This is a genomic window from Ligilactobacillus sp. UO.C109, assembly GCF_026847815.1.
Taxonomy (GTDB): Bacteria; Bacillota; Bacilli; order Lactobacillales; family Lactobacillaceae; genus Ligilactobacillus; species Ligilactobacillus salivarius.
Map to the genome: position 1 here is coordinate 274,948 of NZ_JAPSFH010000006.1, position 25,696 is coordinate 300,643.

Annotated in this window: 28 protein-coding genes, 1 tRNA gene, 1 riboswitch and 1 other annotated feature; of the genes, 13 read left to right on the top strand and 16 right to left on the bottom strand. The window is 33.4% G+C overall.

The features are described 5' to 3' along the window. Nucleotides 1-94: 94 nt before the first annotated feature. From OZJ21_RS02775 to dhaK, 4 genes are read right to left on the bottom strand one after another with little or no spacing between them, the layout of a single operon-like run. Nucleotides 95-802 (bottom strand): MIP/aquaporin family protein, encoded by a 708-nt coding sequence (locus OZJ21_RS02775; RefSeq protein ID WP_004564035.1) that lies wholly within the window; start codon nt 800-802, stop codon nt 95-97. A gap of 11 nt (nt 803-813) precedes the next feature. Beyond that, nucleotides 814-1,182 carry a dihydroxyacetone kinase phosphoryl donor subunit DhaM gene (gene dhaM, locus OZJ21_RS02780; protein ID WP_003704317.1) on the bottom strand — a complete coding sequence of 123 codons (369 nt, stop codon included), beginning with the start codon at nt 1,180-1,182 and terminating at the stop codon, nt 814-816. Beyond that, complete coding sequence (dhaL, locus tag OZJ21_RS02785) at nt 1,182-1,766, bottom strand: dihydroxyacetone kinase subunit DhaL (protein WP_191355815.1); 585 nt, start codon at nt 1,764-1,766, stop codon at nt 1,182-1,184. Before dhaL ends, dhaM begins: the two co-directional genes overlap by 1 nt. 28 nt (nt 1,767-1,794) lie before the next feature. Next, nucleotides 1,795-2,790 (bottom strand): dihydroxyacetone kinase subunit DhaK, encoded by a 996-nt coding sequence (gene dhaK, locus OZJ21_RS02790; protein WP_099459600.1) that lies wholly within the window; start codon nt 2,788-2,790, stop codon nt 1,795-1,797. 144 nt (nt 2,791-2,934) lie between these two features. Here dhaK and dhaQ point away from each other — a divergent pair, with 144 nt between their 5' ends. Next, entirely contained in the window at nt 2,935-3,891 is a 957-nt protein-coding gene (dhaQ, locus tag OZJ21_RS02795) for a DhaKLM operon coactivator DhaQ (RefSeq protein WP_268857412.1), read from the top strand. On the opposite strand, the gene dhaS is transcribed toward dhaQ, so the two are convergent. Both dhaS and brnQ read right to left on the bottom strand, forming a co-directional pair. Then, a complete protein-coding gene (gene dhaS / locus OZJ21_RS02800; protein WP_003704309.1) occupies nt 3,892-4,416 on the bottom strand; it encodes a dihydroxyacetone kinase transcriptional activator DhaS in 525 nt (174 codons plus the stop codon). A gap of 145 nt (nt 4,417-4,561) precedes the next feature. Next, nucleotides 4,562-5,944: a branched-chain amino acid transport system II carrier protein gene (gene brnQ / locus OZJ21_RS02805; protein WP_003701015.1), complete on the bottom strand. Its 1,383-nt coding sequence runs from the start codon at nt 5,942-5,944 to the stop codon at nt 4,562-4,564. Between the two features lie 127 nt (nt 5,945-6,071). Next, nucleotides 6,072-6,321, bottom strand: a binding site (T-box leader). A gap of 161 nt (nt 6,322-6,482) precedes the next feature. On the opposite strand from brnQ, the gene OZJ21_RS02810 reads away from it, so the two are divergent. Beyond that, nucleotides 6,483-6,749, top strand: coding sequence for a hypothetical protein (locus tag OZJ21_RS02810; RefSeq protein ID WP_003701014.1), 267 nt, complete (start codon nt 6,483-6,485; stop codon nt 6,747-6,749). 54 nt (nt 6,750-6,803) lie between these two features. Here the strand turns inward: OZJ21_RS02810 and OZJ21_RS02815 are convergent, their stop codons facing one another. Further along, nucleotides 6,804-7,634, bottom strand: a complete 831-nt coding sequence (locus tag OZJ21_RS02815; RefSeq protein WP_003709392.1) for a DNA/RNA non-specific endonuclease — start codon at nt 7,632-7,634, stop codon at nt 6,804-6,806. 368 nt (nt 7,635-8,002) lie between these two features. Here OZJ21_RS02815 and OZJ21_RS02820 point away from each other — a divergent pair, with 368 nt between their 5' ends. Further along, on the top strand, nt 8,003-8,605 hold the full coding sequence (locus OZJ21_RS02820) for a nitroreductase family protein (protein ID WP_268857413.1): 603 nt from the start codon (nt 8,003-8,005) through the stop codon (nt 8,603-8,605). 53 nt (nt 8,606-8,658) lie between these two features. On the opposite strand, the gene OZJ21_RS02825 is transcribed toward OZJ21_RS02820, so the two are convergent. Further along, entirely contained in the window at nt 8,659-10,590 is a 1,932-nt protein-coding gene (locus OZJ21_RS02825; protein ID WP_268857414.1) for a heavy metal translocating P-type ATPase, read from the bottom strand. 149 nt (nt 10,591-10,739) lie between these two features. Between OZJ21_RS02825 and OZJ21_RS02830 the strand changes: the two genes are divergently transcribed. Further along, nucleotides 10,740-11,054, top strand: a complete 315-nt coding sequence (locus tag OZJ21_RS02830; RefSeq protein ID WP_003704272.1) for an ArsR/SmtB family transcription factor — start codon at nt 10,740-10,742, stop codon at nt 11,052-11,054. A 47-nt stretch (nt 11,055-11,101) separates the two neighbouring features. On the opposite strand, the gene OZJ21_RS02835 is transcribed toward OZJ21_RS02830, so the two are convergent. Continuing rightward, complete coding sequence (locus tag OZJ21_RS02835) at nt 11,102-12,796, bottom strand: oleate hydratase (protein ID WP_003701008.1); 1,695 nt, start codon at nt 12,794-12,796, stop codon at nt 11,102-11,104. 164 nt (nt 12,797-12,960) lie between these two features. After that, nucleotides 12,961-13,698: a deoxynucleoside kinase gene (locus OZJ21_RS02840; RefSeq protein ID WP_003701006.1), complete on the bottom strand. Its 738-nt coding sequence runs from the start codon at nt 13,696-13,698 to the stop codon at nt 12,961-12,963. 234 nt (nt 13,699-13,932) lie between these two features. On the opposite strand from OZJ21_RS02840, the gene OZJ21_RS02845 reads away from it, so the two are divergent. The 3 genes from OZJ21_RS02845 to OZJ21_RS02855 all read left to right on the top strand — a co-directional run bounded on the left by OZJ21_RS02845 (nt 13,933) and on the right by OZJ21_RS02855 (nt 15,491). Continuing rightward, nucleotides 13,933-14,400: a nucleoside 2-deoxyribosyltransferase gene (locus OZJ21_RS02845; protein ID WP_003705559.1), complete on the top strand. Its 468-nt coding sequence runs from the start codon at nt 13,933-13,935 to the stop codon at nt 14,398-14,400. Between the two features lie 70 nt (nt 14,401-14,470). Beyond that, nucleotides 14,471-15,178, top strand: coding sequence for an AzlC family ABC transporter permease (locus tag OZJ21_RS02850; protein ID WP_268857415.1), 708 nt, complete (start codon nt 14,471-14,473; stop codon nt 15,176-15,178). Continuing rightward, nucleotides 15,165-15,491 carry an AzlD domain-containing protein gene (locus tag OZJ21_RS02855; protein WP_268857416.1) on the top strand — a complete coding sequence of 109 codons (327 nt, stop codon included), beginning with the start codon at nt 15,165-15,167 and terminating at the stop codon, nt 15,489-15,491. Before OZJ21_RS02850 ends, OZJ21_RS02855 begins: the two co-directional genes overlap by 14 nt. A gap of 52 nt (nt 15,492-15,543) precedes the next feature. Here the strand turns inward: OZJ21_RS02855 and OZJ21_RS02860 are convergent, their stop codons facing one another. From OZJ21_RS02860 to OZJ21_RS02870, 3 genes are all read right to left on the bottom strand, one after another. Next, nucleotides 15,544-16,026: a MarR family winged helix-turn-helix transcriptional regulator gene (locus tag OZJ21_RS02860; protein WP_003705562.1), complete on the bottom strand. Its 483-nt coding sequence runs from the start codon at nt 16,024-16,026 to the stop codon at nt 15,544-15,546. 33 nt (nt 16,027-16,059) lie between these two features. Beyond that, a complete protein-coding gene (jag, locus tag OZJ21_RS02865) occupies nt 16,060-16,836 on the bottom strand; it encodes an RNA-binding cell elongation regulator Jag/EloR (protein ID WP_014568812.1) in 777 nt (258 codons plus the stop codon). 122 nt (nt 16,837-16,958) lie between these two features. Beyond that, nucleotides 16,959-17,573, bottom strand: coding sequence for a TetR/AcrR family transcriptional regulator (locus tag OZJ21_RS02870; protein WP_268857417.1), 615 nt, complete (start codon nt 17,571-17,573; stop codon nt 16,959-16,961). A gap of 178 nt (nt 17,574-17,751) precedes the next feature. After that, a riboswitch (TPP riboswitch) is annotated at nt 17,752-17,850 on the top strand. Nucleotides 17,851-17,927: 77 nt separating this feature from the next. Between OZJ21_RS02870 and thiT the strand changes: the two genes are divergently transcribed. From thiT to OZJ21_RS02885, 3 genes are all read left to right on the top strand, one after another. Further along, on the top strand, nt 17,928-18,485 hold the full coding sequence (gene thiT / locus OZJ21_RS02875; protein ID WP_081530926.1) for an energy-coupled thiamine transporter ThiT: 558 nt from the start codon (nt 17,928-17,930) through the stop codon (nt 18,483-18,485). A gap of 130 nt (nt 18,486-18,615) precedes the next feature. Then, a complete protein-coding gene (locus OZJ21_RS02880) occupies nt 18,616-20,517 on the top strand; it encodes a M13 family metallopeptidase (RefSeq protein ID WP_268857418.1) in 1,902 nt (633 codons plus the stop codon). A gap of 127 nt (nt 20,518-20,644) precedes the next feature. Then, a complete protein-coding gene (locus OZJ21_RS02885) occupies nt 20,645-21,490 on the top strand; it encodes an aminotransferase class IV (protein ID WP_081538347.1) in 846 nt (281 codons plus the stop codon). Nucleotides 21,491-21,525: 35 nt separating this feature from the next. Here the strand turns inward: OZJ21_RS02885 and OZJ21_RS02890 are convergent, their stop codons facing one another. Beyond that, entirely contained in the window at nt 21,526-22,119 is a 594-nt protein-coding gene (locus tag OZJ21_RS02890) for an SdpI family protein (RefSeq protein WP_268857419.1), read from the bottom strand. Between the two features lie 186 nt (nt 22,120-22,305). On the opposite strand from OZJ21_RS02890, the gene OZJ21_RS02895 reads away from it, so the two are divergent. Both OZJ21_RS02895 and OZJ21_RS02900 read left to right on the top strand, forming a co-directional pair. Continuing rightward, the gene (locus OZJ21_RS02895) at nt 22,306-23,151 is read left to right on the top strand and encodes a PfkB family carbohydrate kinase (protein ID WP_099459619.1); all 846 of its coding nucleotides are present in this window, start codon (nt 22,306-22,308) and stop codon (nt 23,149-23,151) included. Next, nucleotides 23,141-23,641: an ECF transporter S component gene (locus tag OZJ21_RS02900; RefSeq protein ID WP_003705571.1), complete on the top strand. Its 501-nt coding sequence runs from the start codon at nt 23,141-23,143 to the stop codon at nt 23,639-23,641. Before OZJ21_RS02895 ends, OZJ21_RS02900 begins: the two co-directional genes overlap by 11 nt. 411 nt (nt 23,642-24,052) lie before the next feature. Here the strand turns inward: OZJ21_RS02900 and OZJ21_RS02905 are convergent, their stop codons facing one another. Beyond that, complete coding sequence (locus OZJ21_RS02905) at nt 24,053-24,571, bottom strand: GNAT family N-acetyltransferase (RefSeq protein ID WP_003703867.1); 519 nt, start codon at nt 24,569-24,571, stop codon at nt 24,053-24,055. A gap of 141 nt (nt 24,572-24,712) precedes the next feature. On the opposite strand from OZJ21_RS02905, the gene OZJ21_RS02910 reads away from it, so the two are divergent. Next, nucleotides 24,713-24,785 (top strand) — tRNA-Lys (locus OZJ21_RS02910). A 557-nt stretch (nt 24,786-25,342) separates the two neighbouring features. Here OZJ21_RS02910 and OZJ21_RS02915 read toward each other — a convergent pair. Beyond that, nucleotides 25,343-25,669, bottom strand: coding sequence for an agmatine deiminase family protein (locus OZJ21_RS02915; RefSeq protein ID WP_268857420.1), 327 nt, complete (start codon nt 25,667-25,669; stop codon nt 25,343-25,345). Nucleotides 25,670-25,696: the final 27 nt, after the last annotated feature.

Sequence of the window (25,696 nt, forward strand, 5' to 3'; positions counted from 1 at the left end):
TTTCTGTAAGTCCAGGATAAAATTAAAATAGTTGAAGATTATGCCTGTTTGAAAGCTAATCTTCAACTATTCTCTATTTCAAGCAATTGAAATTTTATACTAATAAATATTGTAAGCCAGCAGCTAAGATACCTCCAACAATTGGACCTAACATTGGTACCCATGCATAGCCCCAATTTGCATTACTCTTATTAGGTACTGGTAATACTGTATAAGCAAATCTTGGAGCCCAGTCACGAGCTGGATTCAAAGCGAAACCTGTTGTTCCACCCAAAGCTTGACCAACTACCATAATTAATAAACCAACGATTAATGGCTTCAATCCTTTTGTAAAGTCGCCAAGATTTAATAATGTAAAGATAAATACAAAAGTTGCGATTGTTTCACTCAAGAAATTATATAAACCATTGTCAATAGCTGGACCAGTTGCGAAAATTCCAACTACATTACCATCATCAGTATTCTTGGCATTTTTAAATTGTGCTCCATATTGGATAATTACTAAAACTGCACCAACAAAAGCTCCTAAAAATTGTCCTAATAAATAAGGTAAAACTTGGCTCCAAGGGAAGAAACCAAAAAGAGCAAATCCGATTGTTACCGCTGGATTCAAATGTCCTTGAGCTCCAAAACTACCAGCTACATAAACACCGAACGTTACGGCCATACCCCATGCTAGAGTTACGAACAACCAGCCAGCATTACGTGCATATGACGTCTTAAGATTTATGCCAGCGCCGGTACCTACACCTAGAACGATTAAAATCATCGTACCAAGAAATTCACCAATAAATCCGTTCATAGTACTCACCTCTATTTAATTTTTAGTGGTTCTAATTGCTTTTCTACTTCCTGTAAATCTACTCCAGCTTCAAGAAGTGTTGCTGCTGTATATGCTCCTTCGATTAAAGCAACATCATAGAGATGAACTTTTTTATCTGTCATTTCGATTGCCATCTCTAAGTTCATTTTTGCACTTCCTAAATCATAGAAAGCCAAAATTTCATCAGCATCATTTTCTTCAAAAGCATTCATGATTTTTTCCATACTTGTCCCAACATCATTATCTTCAGTTCCACCAGCTGTTGTAATAGGAACATCCTTAGCTACCTGAGTCAACAATCTTGGCAATCCATTAGCAACTTCATAAACGTGAGAAACAATTGTAATTCCTAAACTCATTACATAACCCCCGCTTCTAAAAGGGCTGTAAATAGGTAGCCACTTGATACAGCACCTGGGTCTAAATGTCCAACTGAACGTTCACCTAAGTAAGAAGCACGACCTTTCTTGGCAACCATATCCTTTGTAGATTCAACTGCTGCGTCAATATCTGCTTGAGTTAGACTATTATCTTTCAATTTTGGTACTAATGCTGTCCAAACATCCACCATTGTCTTATCTCCAGCTTCAGCTCCACCACGTTTCTTAATTCCGGCTAAAGCTAATTCCATTAATTCTGCTAAATCATCTGTTTTAGCACTAGCTTTAGCCATTTCTAAAAATGCAGTTCCGTATAAAGGACCAGAAGCTCCACCAACCTTACTAATCAAGGACATCGCTGTAATTTTAAATACTCCAACAATATCTTCTGGTTGCTTACTTGCTAAAGTTTCTTTGACTGCAGCCATACCACGAGCCATGTTATTACCATGATCTCCATCTCCAATTGGTATATCTAAATCACTAAGATATGCCTTGTTAGTTTCAATTAAATCACCAAATATTTCTAACCATTTTTCTAAGTTTTCTTTAGTTACTGACATTTCAATCTTCCTTCCCTACTTAAGCTTTTTACCATGCAATTGTTTCTACTGGATAATTCAAATAATCTAACCACTTATCTTCAGCTAATTCAAATATTGTTAAGGAAATACCAGCCATTTCAATTGATGTCATATAATTTCCAGCTTTCGTAAATACTGGTTTAACACCTTTTGCTTCCAATGCATCTAGCACATCGTTGCCAAATATATATTGTTCCATTAATGGAGTTGCACCCATACCATTAATTAAAACAGCATATTTTTTATCCTTATTCAAATGAAGTTCTTCATCAAGTTTTTTAATTAATTCTGCTACTAATTCTTTAGATGGCTTAATCTTTTCTCTTCTATAGCCAGGTTCACTATGAATTCCTACCCCATATTCAATTTCATCTTCGGCTAGTTCAAATCCTGGTTTACCAACTTCTGGAACTGTTGCAGCTGATAAAGCTACACCAATAGTCTTTAAATTAGGTAATACTTTCTTAGCTAGTTCTTCTATTTCATCTAAACTTGCACCTTGATCTGCTGCCGCACCTAAGATTTTATGCATTAATACGGTTCCGGCTACACCACGGCGACCTTGTGTATACAAACTATTTTCTACGGCAATATCATCATTGACAATGATTGATTTAACTTCAATATCATCCATTTCTGCCATATCTTTTGCCATATCAAAGTTCATTACATCACCAGAATAATTTTTAATAACTAAAAATACACCTTTGCCACTATCAACAGCCTTGATTGCTTCGTATATTTGATCAGGTGTTGGAGAGGTAAATACTTGTCCTGCAACTGCTGCACTTAACATACCTTTACCTACGAATCCTGCATGTGATGGTTCATGTCCACTACCACCACCACTGACAATACCTACTTTACCTTGCATAGATTCTTTGTCACTACGCACCATTACTTCAGTACCATCAATCTTTTCAATATATTGTGGATATAAACGAACCATTCCGTTAACCATTTCTGGAACAACATCTGCTGGATTATTGATAATTTTCTTCATGACTATACCTCCATGTCGAACTATGATTATTTACAACTTGATTGTATAATATAACCGTTTTCAATTATAGTGGACAATATCTTAAATCTGTCCGTTACTTCATCCTATAAGGTATTATTATACTAATAGTATGGAAGTGATAATATGAGATTAACAAACACACATGATATTTCTTTAGAAAATACAATCCAAGGCATCAAGCTTGCTTACCCCGCTCTCAAGCAAGTCTCAGGGATATTTGGATTTATAGATAGAAATTTTAATGATGAACATATTCCTTTAGTTTCAGGTGGTGGTGCTGGTCATGATCCTGCTCACTGGGGATTTGTTGGACCTGGAATGCTAAGCGCTTCAATTACTGGAGAATTATTTGAACCACCTACTCCAGAAGAAATAATTACAGTTACTAAAAAAACAACTAAACTTAAAAAAGCTTTTTATATTGTTAAAAACTTTCCCAAAGATGTTGCTGCTTTCACTCAAGCTAAAGTAACTTTAGAAGATGAAGATTGGCAAATTGGAATGGTTATTGTTAGAGATGATATTTCGGTAGATTCATCTTTTGAAAAAAGACGGCGTGGCGTAGCTGGAACTGTCCTAATTCATAAAATTCTCGGCTACTATGCCCAAAAAGGAGCTAATATTGATACTCTTGAAATGGTTGGCCAACATTTAACAGAGAAACTAAAAACTATTGGTGTGGCTTTTTCTGGAGATAATTTTAACCTAAAAGATAATGAGATATATTACGGAATTGGCATCCATGGTGAACCCGGCTATCGCAAAGAAGAATTTAAGTCTTCTGAATTACTTGCTAGAGAGTTGATAGCCAAATTGCGCTTAAATTTCCAATGGTATAAAGATGATACATTTGTTGTTCTAATCAATTCTCTAGGTGGGACTACACCTATTGAAAATTTGATTTTTAATAATGATGTTTGTTCTTTATTGTCTTTAGATAATATCAATATTGCATTCGATAAGGTCGGGACTTTTCTTTCATCTTATGGAATTAACGGGATTTCTCTATCATTATTAAAAGTTGAAGATGCTGATTGGCTTCATGCCTTACAAGCTCCCGTTAATGTTCCAGCTTGGTAATTAACTCTCAAAAGAATATTCAATTGCATTAATTGCTTGTTTTACAATTAACTCATAATCTACTGGATTGGGTGTCGTAACATTATGAATTATAGTTGTAGATATACCTAAGCATAGGATCCACATATTATCCTGTGCTTTTTTATTTGAGATAAGTTCCTGCCTTTCTAGTACATGAGCTAATAATACTACCAAATGTGTCGCAAAAATATCTGCCACATTAACTTCGGTTTGTACCGTCAAGCATTCATAGTAGTAGCGTTTATGAGCATCTATTTCGTAAATGAACAACTTTAAAATTTCTTTCCAATGAAGGTAGTCAATATTATTATCAATTGTTTCTTCCAAGGTGTCATTTAATTGCCACTCTAGCAGATCATATTTATCTTGAAAGCTATCATAAAAAGTTTGGCGCCTGATATCTAATATTCTCATTAGAGAACTTACTGAAACATGATTAAAACCTTTTTTCATTATCTGTTCACGAAAAGTATTAGCAATTTTCTTTTGTAATATATAGCTCATATTTGCCACCTCATCTAAACAAATCCAAATAAAATCAAATATCTTTTATATAAAATAATAACAAAATTCCCAATATAATTCTAGACAACGTAAAAAGTGCGTATAACATACACTACACGCACTTCGATATTTTAACATTTATAATCTATTCTTTTTCAGTTACTCCTACAGATACTCTAGCTTTCTTATAGAAGTAAACTCCTAATCCTAATACTAATCCAACTAATGCTGGAACTACCCATGATAATCCGATGCTAGCTAATGGTAAGTAATGCAATCTAAATGCTGCAACTGCTTTACCAAATGCGCTTTGACTAACAACTGCTGGGAATGCAACTACCATATCAAAGAATGCTGGAACTACAGTAAATAGAACTACCATGAAATATACTGCACCATCACGCTTGAATAAAGGTGAAAATACAGATAATAAGATCAATACCATTGATAATGGATATAAGAACATTAACATTGGAGTTGACCAAGCGATGATTTGTTCTAATCCAAAGTTAGCTGTTAAGAATGATGCTAAGCATGATAATGCCAACCATGTGTGATAACTAACCTTTGGAAAATGTGCATGGAAATCTTGAGCAAAAGCTGCAACCAAACCTACCGCTGTTGTTAAACATGTAACTGTGATCAATGTAGCTAATACAGCTTGACCAAATGAACCTGCATAAGCATTAACGATTTGAGAAAATGCTACACCACCATCAGCGGATAATTTAAATCTACCTAATGACATTGCGCCTACAACAATTAGAAGTAAGTAGATTACTGCAACTGCACTCATTGAGAAGAAACCAGCTTTAGCAGTAACGGCAGCAACACTCTTTTCACGTTTTTTACCCATTGCACGAACGGCTGTAACAACAGTAACACCAAAAGCTAAACCTGCCAAAGCATCCATTGTGTTATAACCTTCTAAAAATCCATTAGTAAATGCACCATGTAGATATTGTGCAGTAGGTGCTGCTTGAGAAACACTACCCATTGGTTTTAAGAATGATACCAAGAATACTAAGAATAATAATACCAAAAATACTGGATTTAAAACCTTACCTAAATTAGATGCGATGTTATTTTCTTTATATGATAATAAAAATGCTGCTAAAAAGAATAATGCAGAGAAACCAAATAATGCTACTTGTTGATATTGTTGTGGAACTAATGGTGCCAAACCAACCGTAAATGAAACAGTAGCTGTTCTTGGAGTACCAAATAATGGTCCGATTGTAGCATGAATTAATACCATAAATACTAAAGCAAAAGTTGGGCCTAGTGGTAAACCTACATCATAAACACCTTTAGAACGTGTGATTGCGATAGCTAGAACTGATAGCAATGGTAACAAAACACCTGTTACTAAAAATCCTAGTGTAGCAGGAAGCCAATTATGACCTGCCAATTGTCCTAAATGTAGTGGGAAAATTAAGTTCCCAGCTCCGAAAAATAATGCAAATAGCAACGAACTAACGACAAAATAATCTTTTTTAGTTAATTTTCTTTCTACTAATTTCTCCATAAAATCATACCCTCATCAAATTCTCATTTATTAGAAAAAATATAGCAACTAATTAAGCACCTTCCGGATTGGTTACTCTCAGTTTGCACGCAATAAAAAAATAGACGCCCCTAAATCGACTACTCGATTCAAGGACGCCTATCGCGTGGTACCACCCTGCATTTATAACTACATCGCTGCAGCTACCTTTCACGTACGGCCTACGTCTAGGCGATACGCTAACACTGTAATGGGTGTTCCCAATGCACCTTACTCTCACTAGGATTTCGGTACAACACTCGAAAGTGATTTTCATCTGCTTACTGTCTTACTTCCTCTCACCAAACGAAGCTCGCTTAAAGGGCAAACAAATTACTCTTCTTTCTCATTGCGTTCTTTTATATTTAATCTCTATGCTTTGTATTCTAATCATACTGTAATTATTTGTCAACACATTTTTCGGTTTTTTTAACTCCAATATAACAACTCTCATTTAATTTTCTTACTAAAAGCGTGTTATACTATGGTTGGAGCTTATATTCAGGGAGGTTGATTTATCATGAAAAATTCTTATTATCCAACTACTACTCCAAAAATCGTTGTCTTTGTAGTTACAATTTTGTTGTTTATTTGGACAATTATCGATTCCAACCTAATTCATTTAGGTGGACTGGCGTTTGCTTCATTGGTTATGTTAATGTTCCATTTTCATTTTTATGAATCAACTTCAGACAAAAATATTTTCAATAAAATAGACTTTATTTTACAATTATTTTTGGTCTTTATTTCTATTATTAAGTTTTTTGTTATTTCAGGTGTTAATTAATTTAAATTTTTCAAAAAATAAAAATGGTAAATCAAAAATCGATTTACCATTTTTTTATTTCCTAGTAGCTTGTCCTGTAGCATAATTAATATTTATGTTAGTTTGTACATTAGGCACAAATACATTAAATTCTAGCGAACCATCTGATGATTTAGCTTCCAAATGTGCTCCTGCTGGCACTAGATTATTACCATCATAGACATCTGTCACACGATAACGAACCTGCTTGTTTCTATCTAAAGCTTTTCTTACCAATCCTTCGTAGTAATTTTGTCCGGTAGAATCCTTAGAAGCTGATTCATTAGCCCATGCAGTTTGAGTAGCTATATTCTTTTCATTAGACTCAGAAGCATCAAACCCTCTAACATTTCCCACAAGGGCATATGCTAATAAATGTCCTCTATCATAAGCATGCTTGAATCTACCTGGCAGGTTTTGTACCTGTCTAAATCCTTGTGGCTTCCAACTTGTACGCCCATTTCCTGTAGCTTGACGATTTTTATATTGACGACTAGTTCTATTTAGCCAAGCATTCGCAACAGTTGGTCGATTCAATGAATCAACCTCATTAACAGCATATGGTGCACTAGAAACTTTTGTATTTAAGTTAGTCTTATTATTATTTACAATGAAAGCTCCTGCCCCATTAAAGCTTAAATTACCACCTAATTGTTGGCGTACATTATCTGTTAATACTACACTTGCTTGTTCCTCAGTAGGAGTGTAATCCTTTTTGTTATATGTACTACTACTTGCAACCTCATTATTAAATGGTGTACTAATATGATTTGTATTAACCCCTACTGCTGCTAAAGCAACCCCTACAGCAACGGTAGCTAACCATCTCATAAATTTATTTGATTTATTTTTCTTTTTTCTTGCCATTTTAACCCTCCGAACACATATTCTAAATAAATTTTACAATACTTTTTAGATTATTTAAAGCATAAAAAAACTCCACAGCTAGGGAAACTGCGGAGAAAAAGGAAATATATTTAAGGGTTATTCCCAGTTCATCAGCTGGGAACTATGCTTTCAAAAAACATACTCTAAACTGAGTACTCACTTATACTACTTTTTATTTTCGAAGAATTTGTGAACTTTTATTGAATAAAATTTTAAGATTTATAAAAAATAAATCAATCATTTTAATTACAAAAAATTAGTATTTTCTATTTACTTACTTTTTGTAATCTGTTATATTATATGTGTACTTATTGAACACAACATAATTGAAAAAGAGGTAATTAATAATGGAATCAAAATTTAACGAATTACAAAAAAAACGTCGCTCAATTTACGCTATTGGTGAAAATGTTACTGCTGATAAAAATGACATCTTTAACTTAGTAAAAACAACTATTCAACAATCTCCTACAGCTTTCCACAGCCAAACAGTAAGAGCTGTTGTATTATTTGGTGAAAAATCAAATAAAGTATGGGATATCGTTGAAGCTAACTTACGTAAAGTTGTTGACGATGACGAAGCATTCAAGAATACTCAGGCAAAAATCGCTAGCTTCCGTGCAGGTTTTGGTACAATCCTTTACTTTACAAACACACCTAAAGTTCATGAATTAGAAGAAGCATTCCCATTATATGCTGATAACTTCGCAACATGGGCAGAACAAGGTATTGGTGGTGCTCAACAAGCTGTATGGACTGCTTTAGCAGAACAAGGTATTGGTGCTAGCTTACAACACTATAACCCACTAATTGATGCTGATATCAAGAAAGAATTTGATCTTCCAGCAGAATGGACATTACGTGCACAAATGCCATTCGGTTCTATCGAAGCTCCAGCTGGTGATAAAGAATTCTTAGACGAAGCTGAACAATTCAAATTAATCGACTAATTGTTAGTCGCTATATATAGCAAAAGCGTTGGGGTTTTTCCTCAACGCTTTTTTTATGCTTCGTTAACTTCTACTTTATACTTTTTAGTCTTAGAGTGTGGATACTTATTTATTTTTTCATTTTCTTCCTTTATCTTCAATAAACGCAAAGCATTTAAAATAGCTATGAAGGTTACCCCTACATCAGCAAATACAGCCTCCCACATTGTCGCTATTCCTAGTGCACCTATCAAAAGGAAAATTGCTTTTACTACTAAAGCAAAGATAATATTTTCCCATACGATTACCTTTGTCTTTCTAGCAATTTTTATTGCTTTGGTAACAGCAGTTGGATTATCTTTCATCAAAACAACATCTGCTACTTCAACTGCCGCATCTGAACCTAATGCCCCCATTGCAACGCCTACATCGGCACTAGCTAAAACTGGAGTATCATTTAAGCCATCACCTACAAAGATCACTTTACCTTTATCACCTATCTCAGATTTGATTTTCTCAACTTCTGTTACTTTATCTTGTGGTAATAATTCGGTCTTTACATTAGGGATAGCTAATTTTTCAGCTACACTTTCCCCAACAATCTTTTTATCCCCTGTAAGCAGGGTAACATTGTCTATTCCTACATTCTTAAGACCTTGAATAGCTACTTTAGCATCAGTCTTTATCATATCTGAGACTTCTATTGCACCAAAATATTCATTATTTAGAGCTACATAGACGACAGTTCCTGTAGTATCTTCTATTGTTGATACTCCGTCAATATGAAGCTTATTCATCAGCTTCATATTACCTACACTAATAGTATCACCTTGATATTCAGCTCTAACACCTAGGCCTACTAGTTCTTCAACATTGCTTACTCGCGCAATATTTCCCGGGTAATTTTTAACAATCGAACGGGCAATTGGGTGTGGAGAAGATGATTCAGCGATTGCAGCTAATTTTACGATTTCTTTCTTGCTTACTCCATTTGCAGGTATAATTTGAGTTACAAAAAATTCACCTCTAGTTAAAGTGCCTGTCTTATCGAAAATAACAGCTTTAGCTTGACTAAGCGCCTCTAGGTAATTGCTTCCTTTAACTAAGATACCAGCCCTAGAGCTTGCACCAATTCCACCAAAATAACTTAATGGTATTGAGATAACTAAAGCACACGGGCAGGAAATAACTAGAAAAATCAAAGCTCGATATAGCCATACTTGGAATTCTTGTCCTAAAAATAATGGTGGGATGCTAGCTAACATGATCGCAGATATTACTATTACTGGAGTATATATCTGAGAAAATTTAGTAATAAAATTCTCTGTCTTTGTCTTTTTTTCACTAGCATTTTGTACTAATTCTAAAATCTTTACTACGGTAGAATCTTTATACTCTTTACTTACTCTTATCCTAAGGGCACTATTTTCAACAATCATTCCACTTAAAACCTGACTATCCTTAGTAACTAACAAGGGTTTGGTTTCACCAGTTAGAGCTGCAGTATTTAAATATGCCTCTCCAGATTCAACAACTCCATCAACCGCTATTTTCTCTCCTGGATTAACAATGATTATGTCACCCTTGTTTAATAACTCTGGCTTAACTTGCTGTAATTTACCATTCAATTCTAAATTAGCATATTCAGGTCGAATATCTAGTAAGTTAGTTATTGATTTTTTAGAATTTTCTATCGCTAAATCTTCAAATATTTCACCTACACGATAAAATAACATAACTGCAATAGCTTCAGAAAATTGTCCAATCGCTAAAGCCCCAACTGTAGCTACCGACATCAAAAAATTCTCGTCAAACCACTTACCATGAAGTATATTTTCTATCGCTTCTTTTAAAATTGGATAAGCTGAAATAATATAAATTACTATGTACAGAACTATCGTTATATTTTTCGGTATAAAATGAGCGAGAATCAAAAGCATTAAGCAAAGTGCAATTACTCCACTTTCTTTTTTCTCATCTGGTGACATTCTTTTTATTAAGCTCATAATAAACACCTACTTTCTAAAATATGAATATATGCTCATATATTTACATCTAAAGTATAACACGTTTTCATTTCCCTATCAATCCAGCTTATAACTTTTTTGCGTGTCTTTTTTTGCTAGTAATGGTAGAATTAGTTTTGGTGAACTATATGAAAGAACATTTTGCAAAATTACCTTCAGAAGAAGAAACTCAACGCAGTGTCCAAATATTTAAAGCATTTGGAGACTATACTCGCTACAAAATTTTGTATCTATTATATGAACGTGAACTTTCAGTCTCAGAAATCACTTCTGAAATTGGAGTTTCACAATCTGCTATCTCTCATCAACTTAAACTGTTACGTCAAACAGGTCTTGTATCTGGTCGACGTGATGGTCAAAGAATTTTATATAGTTTAGCAGATAAACATATTATTATGATTTTTAAACAAGTCAAAGAACATATCAGTGAAGATGATATTTAAAAAGAGTGCTGAGAAAATTTCAATTCTCTAGCACTCTTTCTTTATCTCTATTCAAACATTCTCTTCGTTGCTCTAAGCAATACTCTTGGATCTTTATCAAAGCGTGGATTCTTAACTAGTTTAGCCTCTGATACTCCTGCAAAATGGAATGCAGCAACTTCACCTGAACGAACTGCACTTTGTTCAGTAAATACCATTTGATATGGTTGTTCTACAAACTCTCCAGTAAATGCTAAGTTTGTAGAATGCTTTGGAATTACTTCTGGACGATCACTCTTAGCACGATTGTTAAATAATGCTGAAGCATATGGCATGTATACTGGGATACAATTGATAACACTGTCCATAATTTCATCTTCTAAGTCCATGATATTGTGTGGACCAGGATCTACTTTAGATAATTGTCCTATCAATTCTTGCAACATTTCTTTACCTGTCATCTTGATATATTGTTTATCAACAAATTCTCCTCGACGACGTGGATATAAGAAGTATCCCCAAATTACAGATTCATTAGCTTTTTGTGTTGTAAAGTGTGGTTGATGATGTACAACAATCGACATATTAACATCTTTATGTCCTAATGGTGTAATAGGTTCAGTTGAAATGAATGAATTTAAAGCATTTCCTGGAACTTGTGTTGTAATTCTAGTGATTTCATTTAATAAAATATGATTCTTAGTTGTTAAAGTAAAACTTACCCATTCTGATGCATCTCTATCATTGAAGAATTTATCAGGATTTCCCAGGTTATAAAATCTTTCGCATGCTTTCTTCCATAATGATGAAGCTGCCCCATAATCCATATTTTCAGGAGCTGGCGTGTTGAAATCACCTAAAGTTGCAGAATCTGTGATAGATCCGTTAGTAAAGAAGACAACTGTTTCATCATCTACAGTTACGTGTTCTACTGTGCCTTGTTCGATGTTTTCCATTTCTAAACCAGTTACAGTAATTTCATCTTGCATTGGTGTATCTTTAAATTCAAAATCTGTAACTCGTCTGTTCATAACAAAATTACATCCTTGTCCTTCAAGATACTTAATTAGTGGTAACATAATACTTTCATATTGGTTGTAACGTGTACGATTTACCCCTACTAAATGTTCAATTTGAGTAAATTCATAAATCATCTGATGCATATAACGTCTTAATTCTTGAGCTGATGATTGTGTTCTAAATGCAAAAGTTGTTTCCCACATGTACCAGAAATTAGTTTGGAAAATATGTGGTGAATCTTCAAAATATTCTGCAATTGTTACATTATCTAGCTTTTCTTCTTGATTATCAGGCATCATAACTAAACGTGAAAGTAATATTCTGTCTAGATTATTTAAGCCAAGCTTGTGACCATCAACGATTCCCTTGCCTCCTTGAAGCAAACGAGCTTTATCATAGGTACGATGTTTACTATCAAAATCACGTGTATCTTCAGCAGCCGTCATGCCTGGTTCTGTAACTGAAGGAATTCTGTCCAATAAATCCATCAAATCAACGTATGTACGATAGTTTAACATACGTCCACCACGAGCAATAAATCCCTTTGTATTTTCCATTGGATGATTTTTATTCCAATATTCTTCAGCAGCTTCAGAAGCAGTAGATCCGTCATTAGCACCATGTGTATCTAAAGCATAGAAAGTAATATCTTTACCATCCCAATTTCCTTCTTGGATCAAATAAACTGCACCAGCCATATTTGCTAAACCGGCACCTATCATTATAGCTTTCTTCTTCCTCATAAAGATCACCTCACAAAACTATTTAAAAACGTTTTCAATATATATTATAAACTTTTTTGTCGTCACTAAAAGAGAGATTCGACATTTTAATAAAAATGTATCAATATTTAATGGATTTTAATAATATAAAAAAAATCGGACCTAAAGCCCGATTCCTAGTTTTCTTAATTCAAAAATGCTTGATGTTTCTTTCTTAAATGTTCAAATTGTTCTTCACTAATATTACCTAGCTCTAACAATTTATTTTCTACAGTTTCTAGAACTTGAACACGATCTTCCTTACTTTCCATAAAGTCGTATTTATCACCGTCAATGATCAAAAGTGGTGAAGCATCATATTCCTTCATCCAGATATCGTAATGCTTCAATAGTCTTTGATAGTAATCTACCAAGGAAGGATCTTTTTCAATTAATTCATAATCACGACCACGTTTTTCAATTCTCTTAATCATTGTTTCATATGAAACTTTGATTGTGATCATCAAGTCAGGTGATTTTTTATGTGAAGCAAGTGGTAATTCTTCCATCATGTTGTGCAATAAACTCTTATAGATATCATATTCTACTTGAGTTGCGTTTCCCATTTCAGTGTTCATACGCATAAAGATTTCATCTTCATAAATTGAACGATCCAAAATGTTGTTATCATCTTGCATAGCTTTCTTTATCATCGCAAAACGACGATTTAAAAAAAATGTTTGTAGCAAGTAAGCATATGGATTAGTTGCTTCCTTATCCCCTTCAGCACGCTTTTTAGCAGCAATTTCATTTCCCTTATAAAAAATTGGTAATACAGGGTTATCCTTTACTGGTTCGTAATATGCTTTAGTCCCTAATTCTTTCGCTAAAATTTCTGTTAAACTTGACTTGCCAGAGCCAATAATACCCGATAATGTAATCAAAATGATTGAAGCATCCTTTCTTTTCTAAATATCCGTAATTGTAAGCAAAAAAATATGCTACACGCAGCAGCATTTCAATAAAGTTCTGGTATAAACCAGACTATCCTATATAATAATACACATCTTGATCTAAAAAATAAAGAATTATTTTTCGGTATCTTGTATTTAAAATAATATTAAGGTACCATATGTTGTATCATCATTAATTAATATACATATTTGAGGAGAATTGTAATGGCAAAAATTTATCTTGCGGCTCCATTTTTCAGTGACGGCCAACACGAACGTATCAATCAAGTAAAAGAAGCTCTTGAAACTAATAAGACTGTATCTAGTATTTTTGTACCTGAAGAACATTCATATGAACATGCTGAATTTGGATCACTAGAATGGCAAAAAGCTACTTTTACTCTTGATATCAATAATATTTACACGGCTGATGCTGTAGTTGCAATTATTGATTATAAGAAAGAAGAAAGTGATAATGAGGCTGATTCTGGTACAGCTTTTGAAATTGGACTTGCGTTTGGTACCAATACTCCTGTCATTATAGTTCAGTTTGATGCTGAAAAAGAGTTAAATCTTATGATTTCTCAAGCTCTTACAGCCTATTTTGATGCAAGCAAAGGTGAACTATCTAATTTAGCAAACTATGATTTCAATGAATTAATGCCTAAATTAGCCAATCGCCCAGTTATCTAAACTCTTTTCACTACCAGTATTATCATGTTACTGGTAGTTTTTTATATATTTTTTTAAGAAGGTGTTACTTATGAATGCTGAACTTAATCGTAAAACAGCAATTAAAGAAGTTCTTCCTACTGCATTCGGCTATATTGGTATTGGAATTGCTTTTGGGATTGTTAGTAAAGCTGCTGGTTTGTCGGCTTTGCAAGCTGGTCTTATGAGCTTGATTGCCTACGGAGGATCTGCACAATTTATTATCGTAAGTATGCTGTTAGTACATAGTCCTATTATTTCCATCATTACAGCTGCTTTTCTCGTTAATTCACGTATGATTTTAATGAGTTTAGTAACTGCTAAATACTTCAAAAACGATAGTATGTTACATAATATCCTAATTGGATCCTTGTTAACAGATGAAAGCTTTGCTTTGGCAATGAATAAACTTAACTATACAAATAATAAACTCAATTTTGCTTGGTTTGACACAGCCAATTGGTTCGCATACTTCGTCTGGTTTTTCTCTTCAGTTTTAGGTGCTTTAGTGGGAATTTTTATCGAAAATCCCACTAATCTAGGAATCGATTTTGCTTTGGTAGCTATGTTTATAGGTTTGTTGTACCTACAAATGATTTCTGATAAGTCATTAAAATTGAGTCTACAGCTTTTAGTAGTAGTTGCTACCTTTATCCTTGTTTATTTAGGACTTATTTTTATACCTAGCAATCTTTTAATTATTATTGTCACATTATTAGGGTGTGCAGTAGGGATGGTGTTGAAACATGGCTTCTTTTAATTATGTCTTATTCACAATCATTGGTTGTGGATTTGCAATGTGGCTTTCAAAAGTACTGCCATTTATTTTACTTAAGAAATTCTCTTTACCAGCAATTGTTATTGAATATCTGAGCTTCGTTCCAATTGTTATTATGTCTGCCTTGTGGTTTAGTCATCTTTTCACTCAACACTTGGGACATTTTCCTAACATTAACTGGGAAAATCTTCTGGCATCTTTGCCAACCTTAATCAGTGCTATTATTTCTAAAAATCTTTTGGTCACAGTTATTGTGGGGATTATCTCATTAGCTCTCATTCGTATGGTAATTTAAAAGGCTATGCAGCTTAACATTGGTAAGCTACATAGCCTTTTAACATCTTCAATTATGAACGTAATCTTCTTCTTTGGCGTTCTTCTAATTCACGGTTATTATCGTAAATCTTGTCCCCAATTTCTTTAACAAGCTCAACATTCTTCTTATATTCTGCTTGTGTCATATCAATATTTTCAAAACAATCTTGTACGTGTGATTTAATTTCTGCTTCCATTTTAACTGAGTAGTCTGTTAAGGAAACAAATACCTTACGTCCATCTTCACCTGTACGTTCACGAGTTACCCAACCATTTTTTTCCATACGTTTCAATAATGGTGTCAAAGTACCTGTATCTAGGCCTAAACGTTCACCTAATTCTTTGATCATCATTGGGCGTTGTTCTTCCCATAATACCAATAATGTAATGTATTGTGGGTAAGTTAACTTAAATTCTTTCAATGATTCTGTATAAAAACGATTATAGAATTTTTGAGCTGTGTAAACAGCAAAACATAATTCATTTTCTAATTTATTTGGCTTATGTTCTAACATATTACCGTCACTTCTTTCTTTTTAATTATCATATTAATATTTAGCTTTCGCTGGTGCAATAATTACATAACGATAAGGCTCTGAACCTCGCGAAAAAGTTTTAACATGCTCATCTTTAGCTAAGGATGAATGAATAATCTTTCTTTCAAACGCTGGCATTGGCTCTAAACTAATTTGACTTCTAGAAATTATAGCTTCATGTGCTTTTTTCTGAGCTAAATTGTTCAAGGTTTCTTCTCTTCGCTCACGATAATCAGCTACATTTAACATAATACGAATTCTTCGATTATTATTTTTATGCTTATCGAAGTAATCTTGCGCTAGTAGTTGTAAGGAATTTAACGTTCTACCATGTTTTCCTATTAATAAACCTTCTAGTTCAGTATCAAAATTATAGTAAACTACCCTTTTCCCTTGGCTAACATCTATAACAGCCTCTATTCCCAGCTGCTTAGTTATATCAGCTAGATAGTAACCTAAATTTTGAATAACCACATCTAAATTATTTTGATTTTCTTCTTCTACTTTCTCACTATTTATTTCAATGTTTTTACTATCCTCGTTATCTAAAGTTTCTGATTCTCTATCTACTTGATCCTCAGATACAATCTCTAATTGAGGTTTAGTATCACTTTCAGTTTGCACACTTGAGTTTACAGTCAATTCTATAACTGCTGGCTTTTTTCCTAACCCCAGGAATCCTTTGCGACCATGAGAGATGACTTCAATCTCTACATTTTCTCTATCTACACTCAAATCTTGCAATCCTTTACTTATGGCAGAATCAATAGTTTCTCCCGTGTATTGCATCAAAGTCTTCCCCCTTTCACAATTTTTATCAAACTACTATTATATTTTTTTGCCATAAATTGCACAAATAATTATATCATGAAAACTTATTTTAAACTATATAATTTTGCACAAATAGTATACTATTCCTTTATTGGTCTAAATAAATGATATGGAGAAATAATTTGGATTTTCCCTAAAATATCAAGGAATTCATCGATACTTTCCATTGATTCTTTATTATGGTTTGATACCCAAATTCTAATCGTACTTATGATTTCACCTGCAAATATCTCCTCTGCATATCTGGTAGGTATCATTGTCCCATACGTTATTTTATGAAAAGAATTACGAATAGTTATTTCTTCTTTTAATAAATCTATAAAATCATGATAAAAATCTATTGTTGCATTTCTTGAAAATAAAGTACGCACCATATCACTATTTTCATTAATAAAAACGGCTAATTTATAAAATTCATCATGTGTTGATAAATACTTTTCTTCATCTGTCTGCAATCTGCGGACTTCAAACTGTTCAATGACTTTTCTATCGGCTTCCATCGCCTGTTTAATACCTTTTAAAATCCTACTTCTAACATCATACAAAAATTCATACTTATCTTTATAGTATATATAAAACGATCTACGACTAATACCGGCGGCAGCTACCAATTCCGCAACTGTCAACTGGTTAAATGATTCATTTTCCAAAGCCTTAACCAGTCCACTCTCCAACTTGAGTTCTGTCTTTTTCAAAATTCATCCAATCCTCTCTGTTTTATACACTCATTAAAACAGTTCTTTTTCAGTATACAGGAAAAAAACGAACTTTCATATCTTTTATTTCACAAATGATTTCAGTAAGCGTCACCCTTGAAATTGAATACCTTTTCATTTATAATGTACCTTGTACAATATTATGTGAAGATAGATTGACTAGCACAAGGGGAGCCTTTTTGGCTGAGAGTGAAGTTATTCAGACCCTTTGAACCTGTTCGTTAATGCGAGCGTAGGAATGTGTAGTAAATCAGATATAACTACAAATAAATCTGATATTCATACCGTCTTTGTGTTGGCTCTAATCGAGTTCACACAAGGAGGGGCTTTTTTATGTACAAAGAAAAACTATTAATTTTATTAGAAGGCGCTTTGATGGCTGCGATTGCCACTGTACTAAGTGCTGTTGTACCAACGGTTGAATGGTTCGATATTTCTTTGGGAATTATTCCAATCGTAATTTTTAGTATTCGCCGTGGTCTAAAAGCTGGTCTTTTGTCTGGATTACTTTGGGGATTACTTCCAATTTTAATTGGTCGTGCTTCTATTCTTACAGTTACTCAAGGAATTTTGGAATACCCTGTAGCTAACATGGTTGTTGGTTTAGCTGGAATTTATTCCAATCAAATTAAGCAAGCACTAAGCAACAATAATTGGCATGTAATTTTCAGTCGCAGTTTGTTAGCTGTTTTCATCTCCGTATTTGCTAAATATTTCTGCCACTTTATTGCTGGTATTATTTTCTGGGGATCCTATGCACCAAAAGGTATGAGTCCTGTACTCTACTCCTTATTTGTTAATGGTGGTAGTTTCCTATTCAATCTAGTCTTAGCCGGCATCGTTGTTGTTGCTTTAGAAAGAAAAGCAGATCGAATATTTGCATTATCTTAATTCGATATTTTTATAGTTTGGAAATTCTATTGTAATTTTCAGGCTATTTTTTTAACCAACATTGCCTTATGCTTTAAAAAAATTACAGATTACATTAAAATAAGATTAAATATTCTAAGGAGATGGATTCATGGTTAATAACGAATTAATAAAAGATGACTTATATATGGCTGTCAACGGCGACTGGTTAAAGACTGCTAAAATTCCAGCTGATAAGGCTGCTACAGGTGGCTTTTATGATTTAGCCGATGATATTGAAAAAACTTTAATGGAAGATTTCGCCAATTTTATGACAGGTGAAGCAACATCTGACGATAGATACTTAAATGAATTCATTAAATATTATCGTCTCGTTTCCAATTTTGAAAAGCGTAACGCTGATGGATTTAAACCTGCAAAACAATACTTTGATAAGATTACTTCACTAAAAGACATCAATGATTGGCAAGAAAAACTCTATGATTTAACTATGATGGGACTACCTAATCCTTTCCCATTATATGTTGAACCTGATATGAAAGATACTCAACACTATGCCCTATATGCATCTGTACCTAGCTTAATTTTGCCAGATAAAACCTACTATGAAGAAAATCACCCTCAAGCTGAAGCATTACTCAGTGTTTATCGTCAAATGGTACTTGCCTTGTTTGAGCGTGCTGGCTATGACAATGACTTTGCACAAGCAACTTTAGAAAAGGCGCTTACTTTTGATAAGTCACTTGCTCCTGTTCAAAAAGATAGTACCGAACGTGCTGATTATGCTAAATCCTATAATAAGTACAGTTTTGAAGATTATACAGCATTCAGTAAGAGTGTAGATTTAGGAGCTTTTGCTAAGAAATTGATCGGTCAAACTCCTGATCAAGTCATTGTGGATGAACCTAAATATTATGAAGCATTAGAAACTTTGATTAATCCTGATACTTTCGAAAACTTCAAGAGTTGGCTTTTAGTAAAAACTCTCATCAGTGTAAGTACCTTATTGGATGATGATACTCGTGTTCTAGCTGGCACATATTCTCGTGCTTTGTCTGGTTCTAAAGAAGCTATGAAAGCCCAAAAAGCTGCCTTTTACCTTGCTACTGGTCAATTTAGTCAAGTAGTTGGATTATATTATGCACATAAATATTTTGGTGCTAAAGCTAAGGCTGATGTTCATCATATGGTAGAAAAGATGATTGATGTTTATAAAAATCGCCTTGCTTCCAATGATTGGTTGAGTGATGATACTCGCCAAAAAGCTATTGTTAAGCTTAATACTTTGGGAATAAATGTAGGTTATCCTGATAAGTTAGATCCACTTTACACTAAGTTTGTTGTCGATGAAGATACAGATTTAGTTACTAATGACTTAAACTTTACTCAAATTAGCCTTAAGGAGCACTATGGTCGTTGGGGTAAAGATGTTGATAGAAGTCGTTGGGAAATGCCAGCTCACATGGTAAATGCTTATTATAATCCTTCATTTAATATCATTGTTTTCCCAGCAGCTATTCTTCAAGCTCCATTTTATAGCTTAGATCAATCTTCAAGTGAAAACTTTGGTGGAATTGGTGCGGTAATTGCTCATGAGATTTCACACGCATTTGACAATAATGGTGCTCAGTTTGATGAGTTTGGTAATTTACACAATTGGTGGACTGATGAAGATTTGAAACATTTCCAAGGACTTGCTCAAGATATGATTGCTGAATTTGATGGTCTAGAAACTGAAGCAGGTAAAGTTAACGGAAAGCTTGTAGTTTCAGAAAACATCGCTGATGCTGGTGGTCTAAGTTGTGCATTAGAAGCTGCTAAGAGTGAACCAGATGTTGATCTAAAAGCCTTCTTCATTAACTGGGCTCGCATTTGGAGAATGAAGTCTTCAATTGAACGTCAAAAATTATTATTATCAATTGATGTTCATGCTCCTCACGTATTACGTGCTAATGTTCAACCTAAGAATCTAGCTGATTTTTATACAACATTTGAGATCACATCAGATGATAAGATGTATCTCGCTCCTGAAAAACGTGTAAATATTTGGTAGAATTTAAGAAATCAGAAGTTAAGCTTCTGGTTTTTTATTAATATAAATTGACAACGTTGCTATTTAGATCTTAAAATTGTCGTAACGATGTTGCTACTAGATCATATTTAGAATTGGAGTGATTTTTATGAAGCAAGTTGGATACTACAATGGTACTATCGCTGATTTAAATGAACTTAAGGTGCCTGCTACTGATCGTGCACTTTATTTTGGTGATGGTTGCTACGATGCAACTACATTTAAGAACAATGTTGCATTTGCCTTAGAAGATCATCTTGATCGTTTTTATAATAGTTGTCGCCTACTAGAGATCGATTTCCCTTTAAATCGCGATGAACTTAAAGAAAAGCTTTACGCTGTTATTGATGCTAACGAAGTTGATACTGGTCTCCTTTATTGGCAAACTTCACGTGGTTCTGGTTTACGTAACCATATTTTCCCAGAAGATAGCCAACCTAATTTATTAATTTTTACTGCTCCTTATGGTTTAGTTCCATTTGATACTGAATATAAACTTATATCTCGCGAAGACACTCGCTTCTTACATTGCAATATTAAGACTTTGAATTTACTTCCAAACGTTATTGCAAGTCAAAAGGCTAATGAGAGTCATTGCCAAGAAGTAGTCTTCCATCGCGGTGACAGAGTTACAGAATGCGCACACTCTAACATCTTAATTCTAAAAGATGGCGTTCTCTGTTCCCCACCTAGAGATAATTTAATCTTGCCAGGAATTACTTTGAAACATCTCTTGCAATTAGCAAAAGAAAATAATATTCCTACTTCTGAAGCACCATTCACTATGGATGATCTTAGAAATGCTGATGAAGTTATTGTTAGCTCTTCAGCTTGCCTAGGTATTCGTGCAGTCGAGCTTGATGGTCAGCCTGTTGGTGGAAAAGATGGAAAGACTTTAAAGATTTTGCAAGATGCTTATGCTAAGAAATATAATGCTGAAACTGTAAGTCGTTAAACGAAAAAAATCGAGAACTTTGCTTCTCGATTTTTTTATTTTACATAGTAAGAATATACTATTGACCCTACCACGGCCATTAATAGTAATACAATTATTATTACAACTGACATGTTACTTAGAAATACAGCTAAAATAAGTCCCATACCACCTACTGCCAATAACAAGTTACTTGCAAAAGCATTGGTCTTTTTCCAAATTTTATCGCTACTCATAATTCTAGTGGTTCTAATGCCAATATAGCGATTAATTTTGTTATTTCTTGTCATTAAAGCTATGATGATGATCATACATGACAAAGCAACTGCATTAATCATGTTAATATTTGCTGTAGGTTTCAAAGCTACACCTATTATTTCTAACTGTACTAAAAATAGTACTATTCCTATGCCATCTATTATCTTTTTCAGATTAATATCTTTAATTCCAAAACTGCTTATCAACCACAAGATTAGTTCCACAACCGGCATAAAACTGATACCCACCAATTTAGGTACCGTACCGTCAACAGTTCCATTTAATGTAAAATGTACGGGAAGACGTGTCGGCAAAATTCCATATACAGTAATTGATATTAACACTATCAAAATCATAATTATGAACAACATATTATTTTTTATAACTTTCATAATTTTCCTCCTTCTTGACTAATAATCATTATCCATATTCAACATATCATATTCCCCTCTAAATTTTTCTTTTTTTATTGCTTAAAAGTTAATTTGAACTTTTCGCAGACTTTTTACAACTTGAAATTAAATTAAAATTAAAATATAATTAAACACAATACATAATATTATATTGGGGGATCGATAATGGAAAACAAACAGCTTCTCGTAGCAGAAGATCTGTCTGCTGTAGGGGATCTTTCTCTAACAGTTGCCACCCCTATACTTCAATGTCAGAACATTCCCGTAGCGGTGCTACCTACAAGTGTTTTATCAACTCAATCTGAAGGATTTGGTACTCCCGCTATTTTACCAACAGAGAACTGGATTAAATCTACTTTCAATCACTGGTCAAAAGAACAACTTGATTTTTCTGGAATATTAATTGGTTATTTTAATAATCAAGTTGTTGGACAAGAATTACTTCATTTTATTGAAAGTCATTCACTTGATTTAGTAGTTATCGATCCTGCATTTGCTGATGATGGTGCTTTTTATCCCCGTTTAGATGATAATCATCTTGCTACAATAAAGGAATTATTGCAACATGCGACTGTTACCACACCTAATCTAACCGAAGCTAAATTCTTAACAGGATTAACCGAACTTGACAACTCCTATGAGAGTTTATCTAAGTTACTGTTAGCAATGAAAAAACTAATTCATCCTAACGGAAATGTGGTAATCACTGATATTGTTTTCGAAGATAAGCACGGCTGTGTTTATGAGCAAGATGGAGAAGTAACGTTTTGTTCATATCCTCAATTGCCTGGTCACTTTTATGGAAGTGGCGATGTTTTTTCAGCCTTACTAACAAGCTTTCTATGGCATGGAAAAGATTTCCATCAGGCTGTCAAAAAGACTACTAAATTAACCTTTAATGCTTTAATGGAAACAGCTACATCGCATCGCGAACGTCGCTATGGAATCAATCTATCTCGTTTATTACAACTATTAATTCTTGAAAACGAAGGTGAAAATTATGAAAACTAATAATTTAGTTAATACACACCAACTTACCTTACTTGCTGTTATTGTGGCTGCTAACGTCGCTATTGCTCGTGTTTTTTTGATACCTATTCCTATGACACATGGAAATGTCAATCTCTGTGATACTGGTATTTTTCTAGCAGCTTGGCTTTTTGGTTCTAAAAAAGGCGGTGTTGTTGGTGGCCTTAGTGGATTTTTGTTAGATTTAATTTCTGGTTATCCTCAATATATGGTATTTTCTTTGATTGTTCATGGATTAGAAGGCTTTATCGTTGGTAAATTAACCGAAGATAAGAAAATTTCTGCTAAATCACTTATTGTTTCTTTAATTGCCGGTGTATTATTTATGGTTTTAGGATATTTAGTTTCTGATTCTCTTCTTTATAAGTTCTCCACTGGTATCATAGCTGTTCCTATGAATGTCATCCAAGGATTAGTTGGTGCCCTTGTAGCAATCCCTCTATTCTGGAGATTAAGAAAATTAGTAAAGTAGGTTTTGGATATAGGACCAATTTTCTAATTTGTGCAAGTAAACGTTTGATTTGCATAAATTAGAAAATTGGTCCTATATTTATATCGTCATTTTTACTTTTTGCAAGATATTTTCAATGAAATGTTGAAAAAAATATTATTTTCAAAAGCAAACATGCTATAATACAGATGGGCTTTAACTAGCTTTAAAGTTGATAATATTAGTTCCATTTTCCAATCCAAGATTCTATATCCCTTGAGTTAGATTCTTGGAACACATTCTCCTTGGAATATGTCATGACTCTGATTTAACTGGGAATTTTCAGAGTTAGTAACTAATGTTCACTCACTCTTAGTTAGCTAAGTCGGGCTCTTAACAACTAGACGCAATAAGGTTGAAAAGTCGCTAAACTTTTCAACCTTATTTTTCACTCTATAAATTTAATTCATAAGCATATCTGATTGGTTCAATTTTTTCATCAACATAAATTATGCCACGTTTTTCAAAACCAAACTTTTCTGATAATCCTTTCATTCGTTCATTTCCCGGATGAGTATCTATTCTAAAATCTTTATATCCTTTTTGAACGCCGATTGTAATTAATCCACTAAATAAGTAATTACTTAGATGCATTCCTCTGAATTTACTTGAAATTGCGGCGCGATGAATAGCTGCATAATCGTCATCACGTTTCCAACTACCTTCTTCTATGGCATCATAATTTTCTTGTCGTTCAGTAGTTAATACTCCTATGCCTGCTACTTCATCATCTACTATTAGTACGTAAGCTTCTTCATTATTTATATCTTCTTTAAATCGTTTTTCATCCGGATAACTTCCTTGCCATTGAGGAATTTTATCATTTTTAAACAATTCTCTTGCATCTTCAACAATCGACATAATTTTATTTAAATCATCAATCGTAGCTTTCCTAGTATAGATAACAGCCATATATTTTCCTGCCTCTCATTAGAATTTTGCTTTATATTATACATGTTTTCAGTGGAAATACTCTAGAAATAACTTATTTTTTAAAAAAATTCTTGCGTAACGTTATAAATTCTGGTAATATATTTCTTGTTGATACGCTATGGGTGGTTAGCTCAGCTGGCAGAGCAACGGACTCTTAATCCGTGGGTCCAGGGTTCGATCCCCTGACCACCCATCAGAGATCTATTAAGCAGGTAGGACGATTCGTTCTATCTGTTTTTTTGTATATAAAATTGGCATTATATCATTTTATAAGAATCTGATATAATGCCATTATTCATTACTATATTAAAATTTATTATATAAATTAAATAAACTTCCTACTTCTTTACCAATCTTTACGGTTAAAAAATATATCGAAAAACCTATCATTAAGGTTTGATAGTACTGTGCATCTGCTTTAGTTTCTGAAATTAACTTATTAAAAAACATATATAAATACCATATAAAACAATTCAATAAAAAAGTAGATGGAAAAATTACCAGTATATAAGAGATAACTGACGGTACCTTCTTTTTTTTAACAAGAAAATATTTTAAAATGCACAATACTTAATAACAAATACCTAAAAATATTCCAAATATAAACATTAAATGACTAAAATTTAGATACAACAACTCGTCAAAAAAATCTATAATTGGTAAATATCCCCAAATTGATATAGTTACCAATCCAAATATTAACCCGACTTGTATGATAAGCTTTACTTTCTAGATAACTTGTTTTTGCTATTATTCATCTTCTAATCCCTTTTCATATGGTTGTTGTTGAGTTACACAACGAATCATTCCACCATTTTTATACAATGGCGTAACATTTATAGGTACTACTTTTCTATCAGGATAAAGTGTCTGAATCTTCTTAATAGCAATATCATCATTTTTATCTCCATAAACAGGTAACAATACTACTTTATTTCCCAAATAAAAATTCAAATATGATCCTTTATAGTCCAATCCTTTTACATTTTTAGAGGTTAATGGTATTTCTTCAATTGTATATTTTTCGCCTTCAGCATTTCTTGCATCTAATAACGTCTCATAGTCGCTTTTTTTCATACTTTTGTCGAATTTCACTTTTTTAAA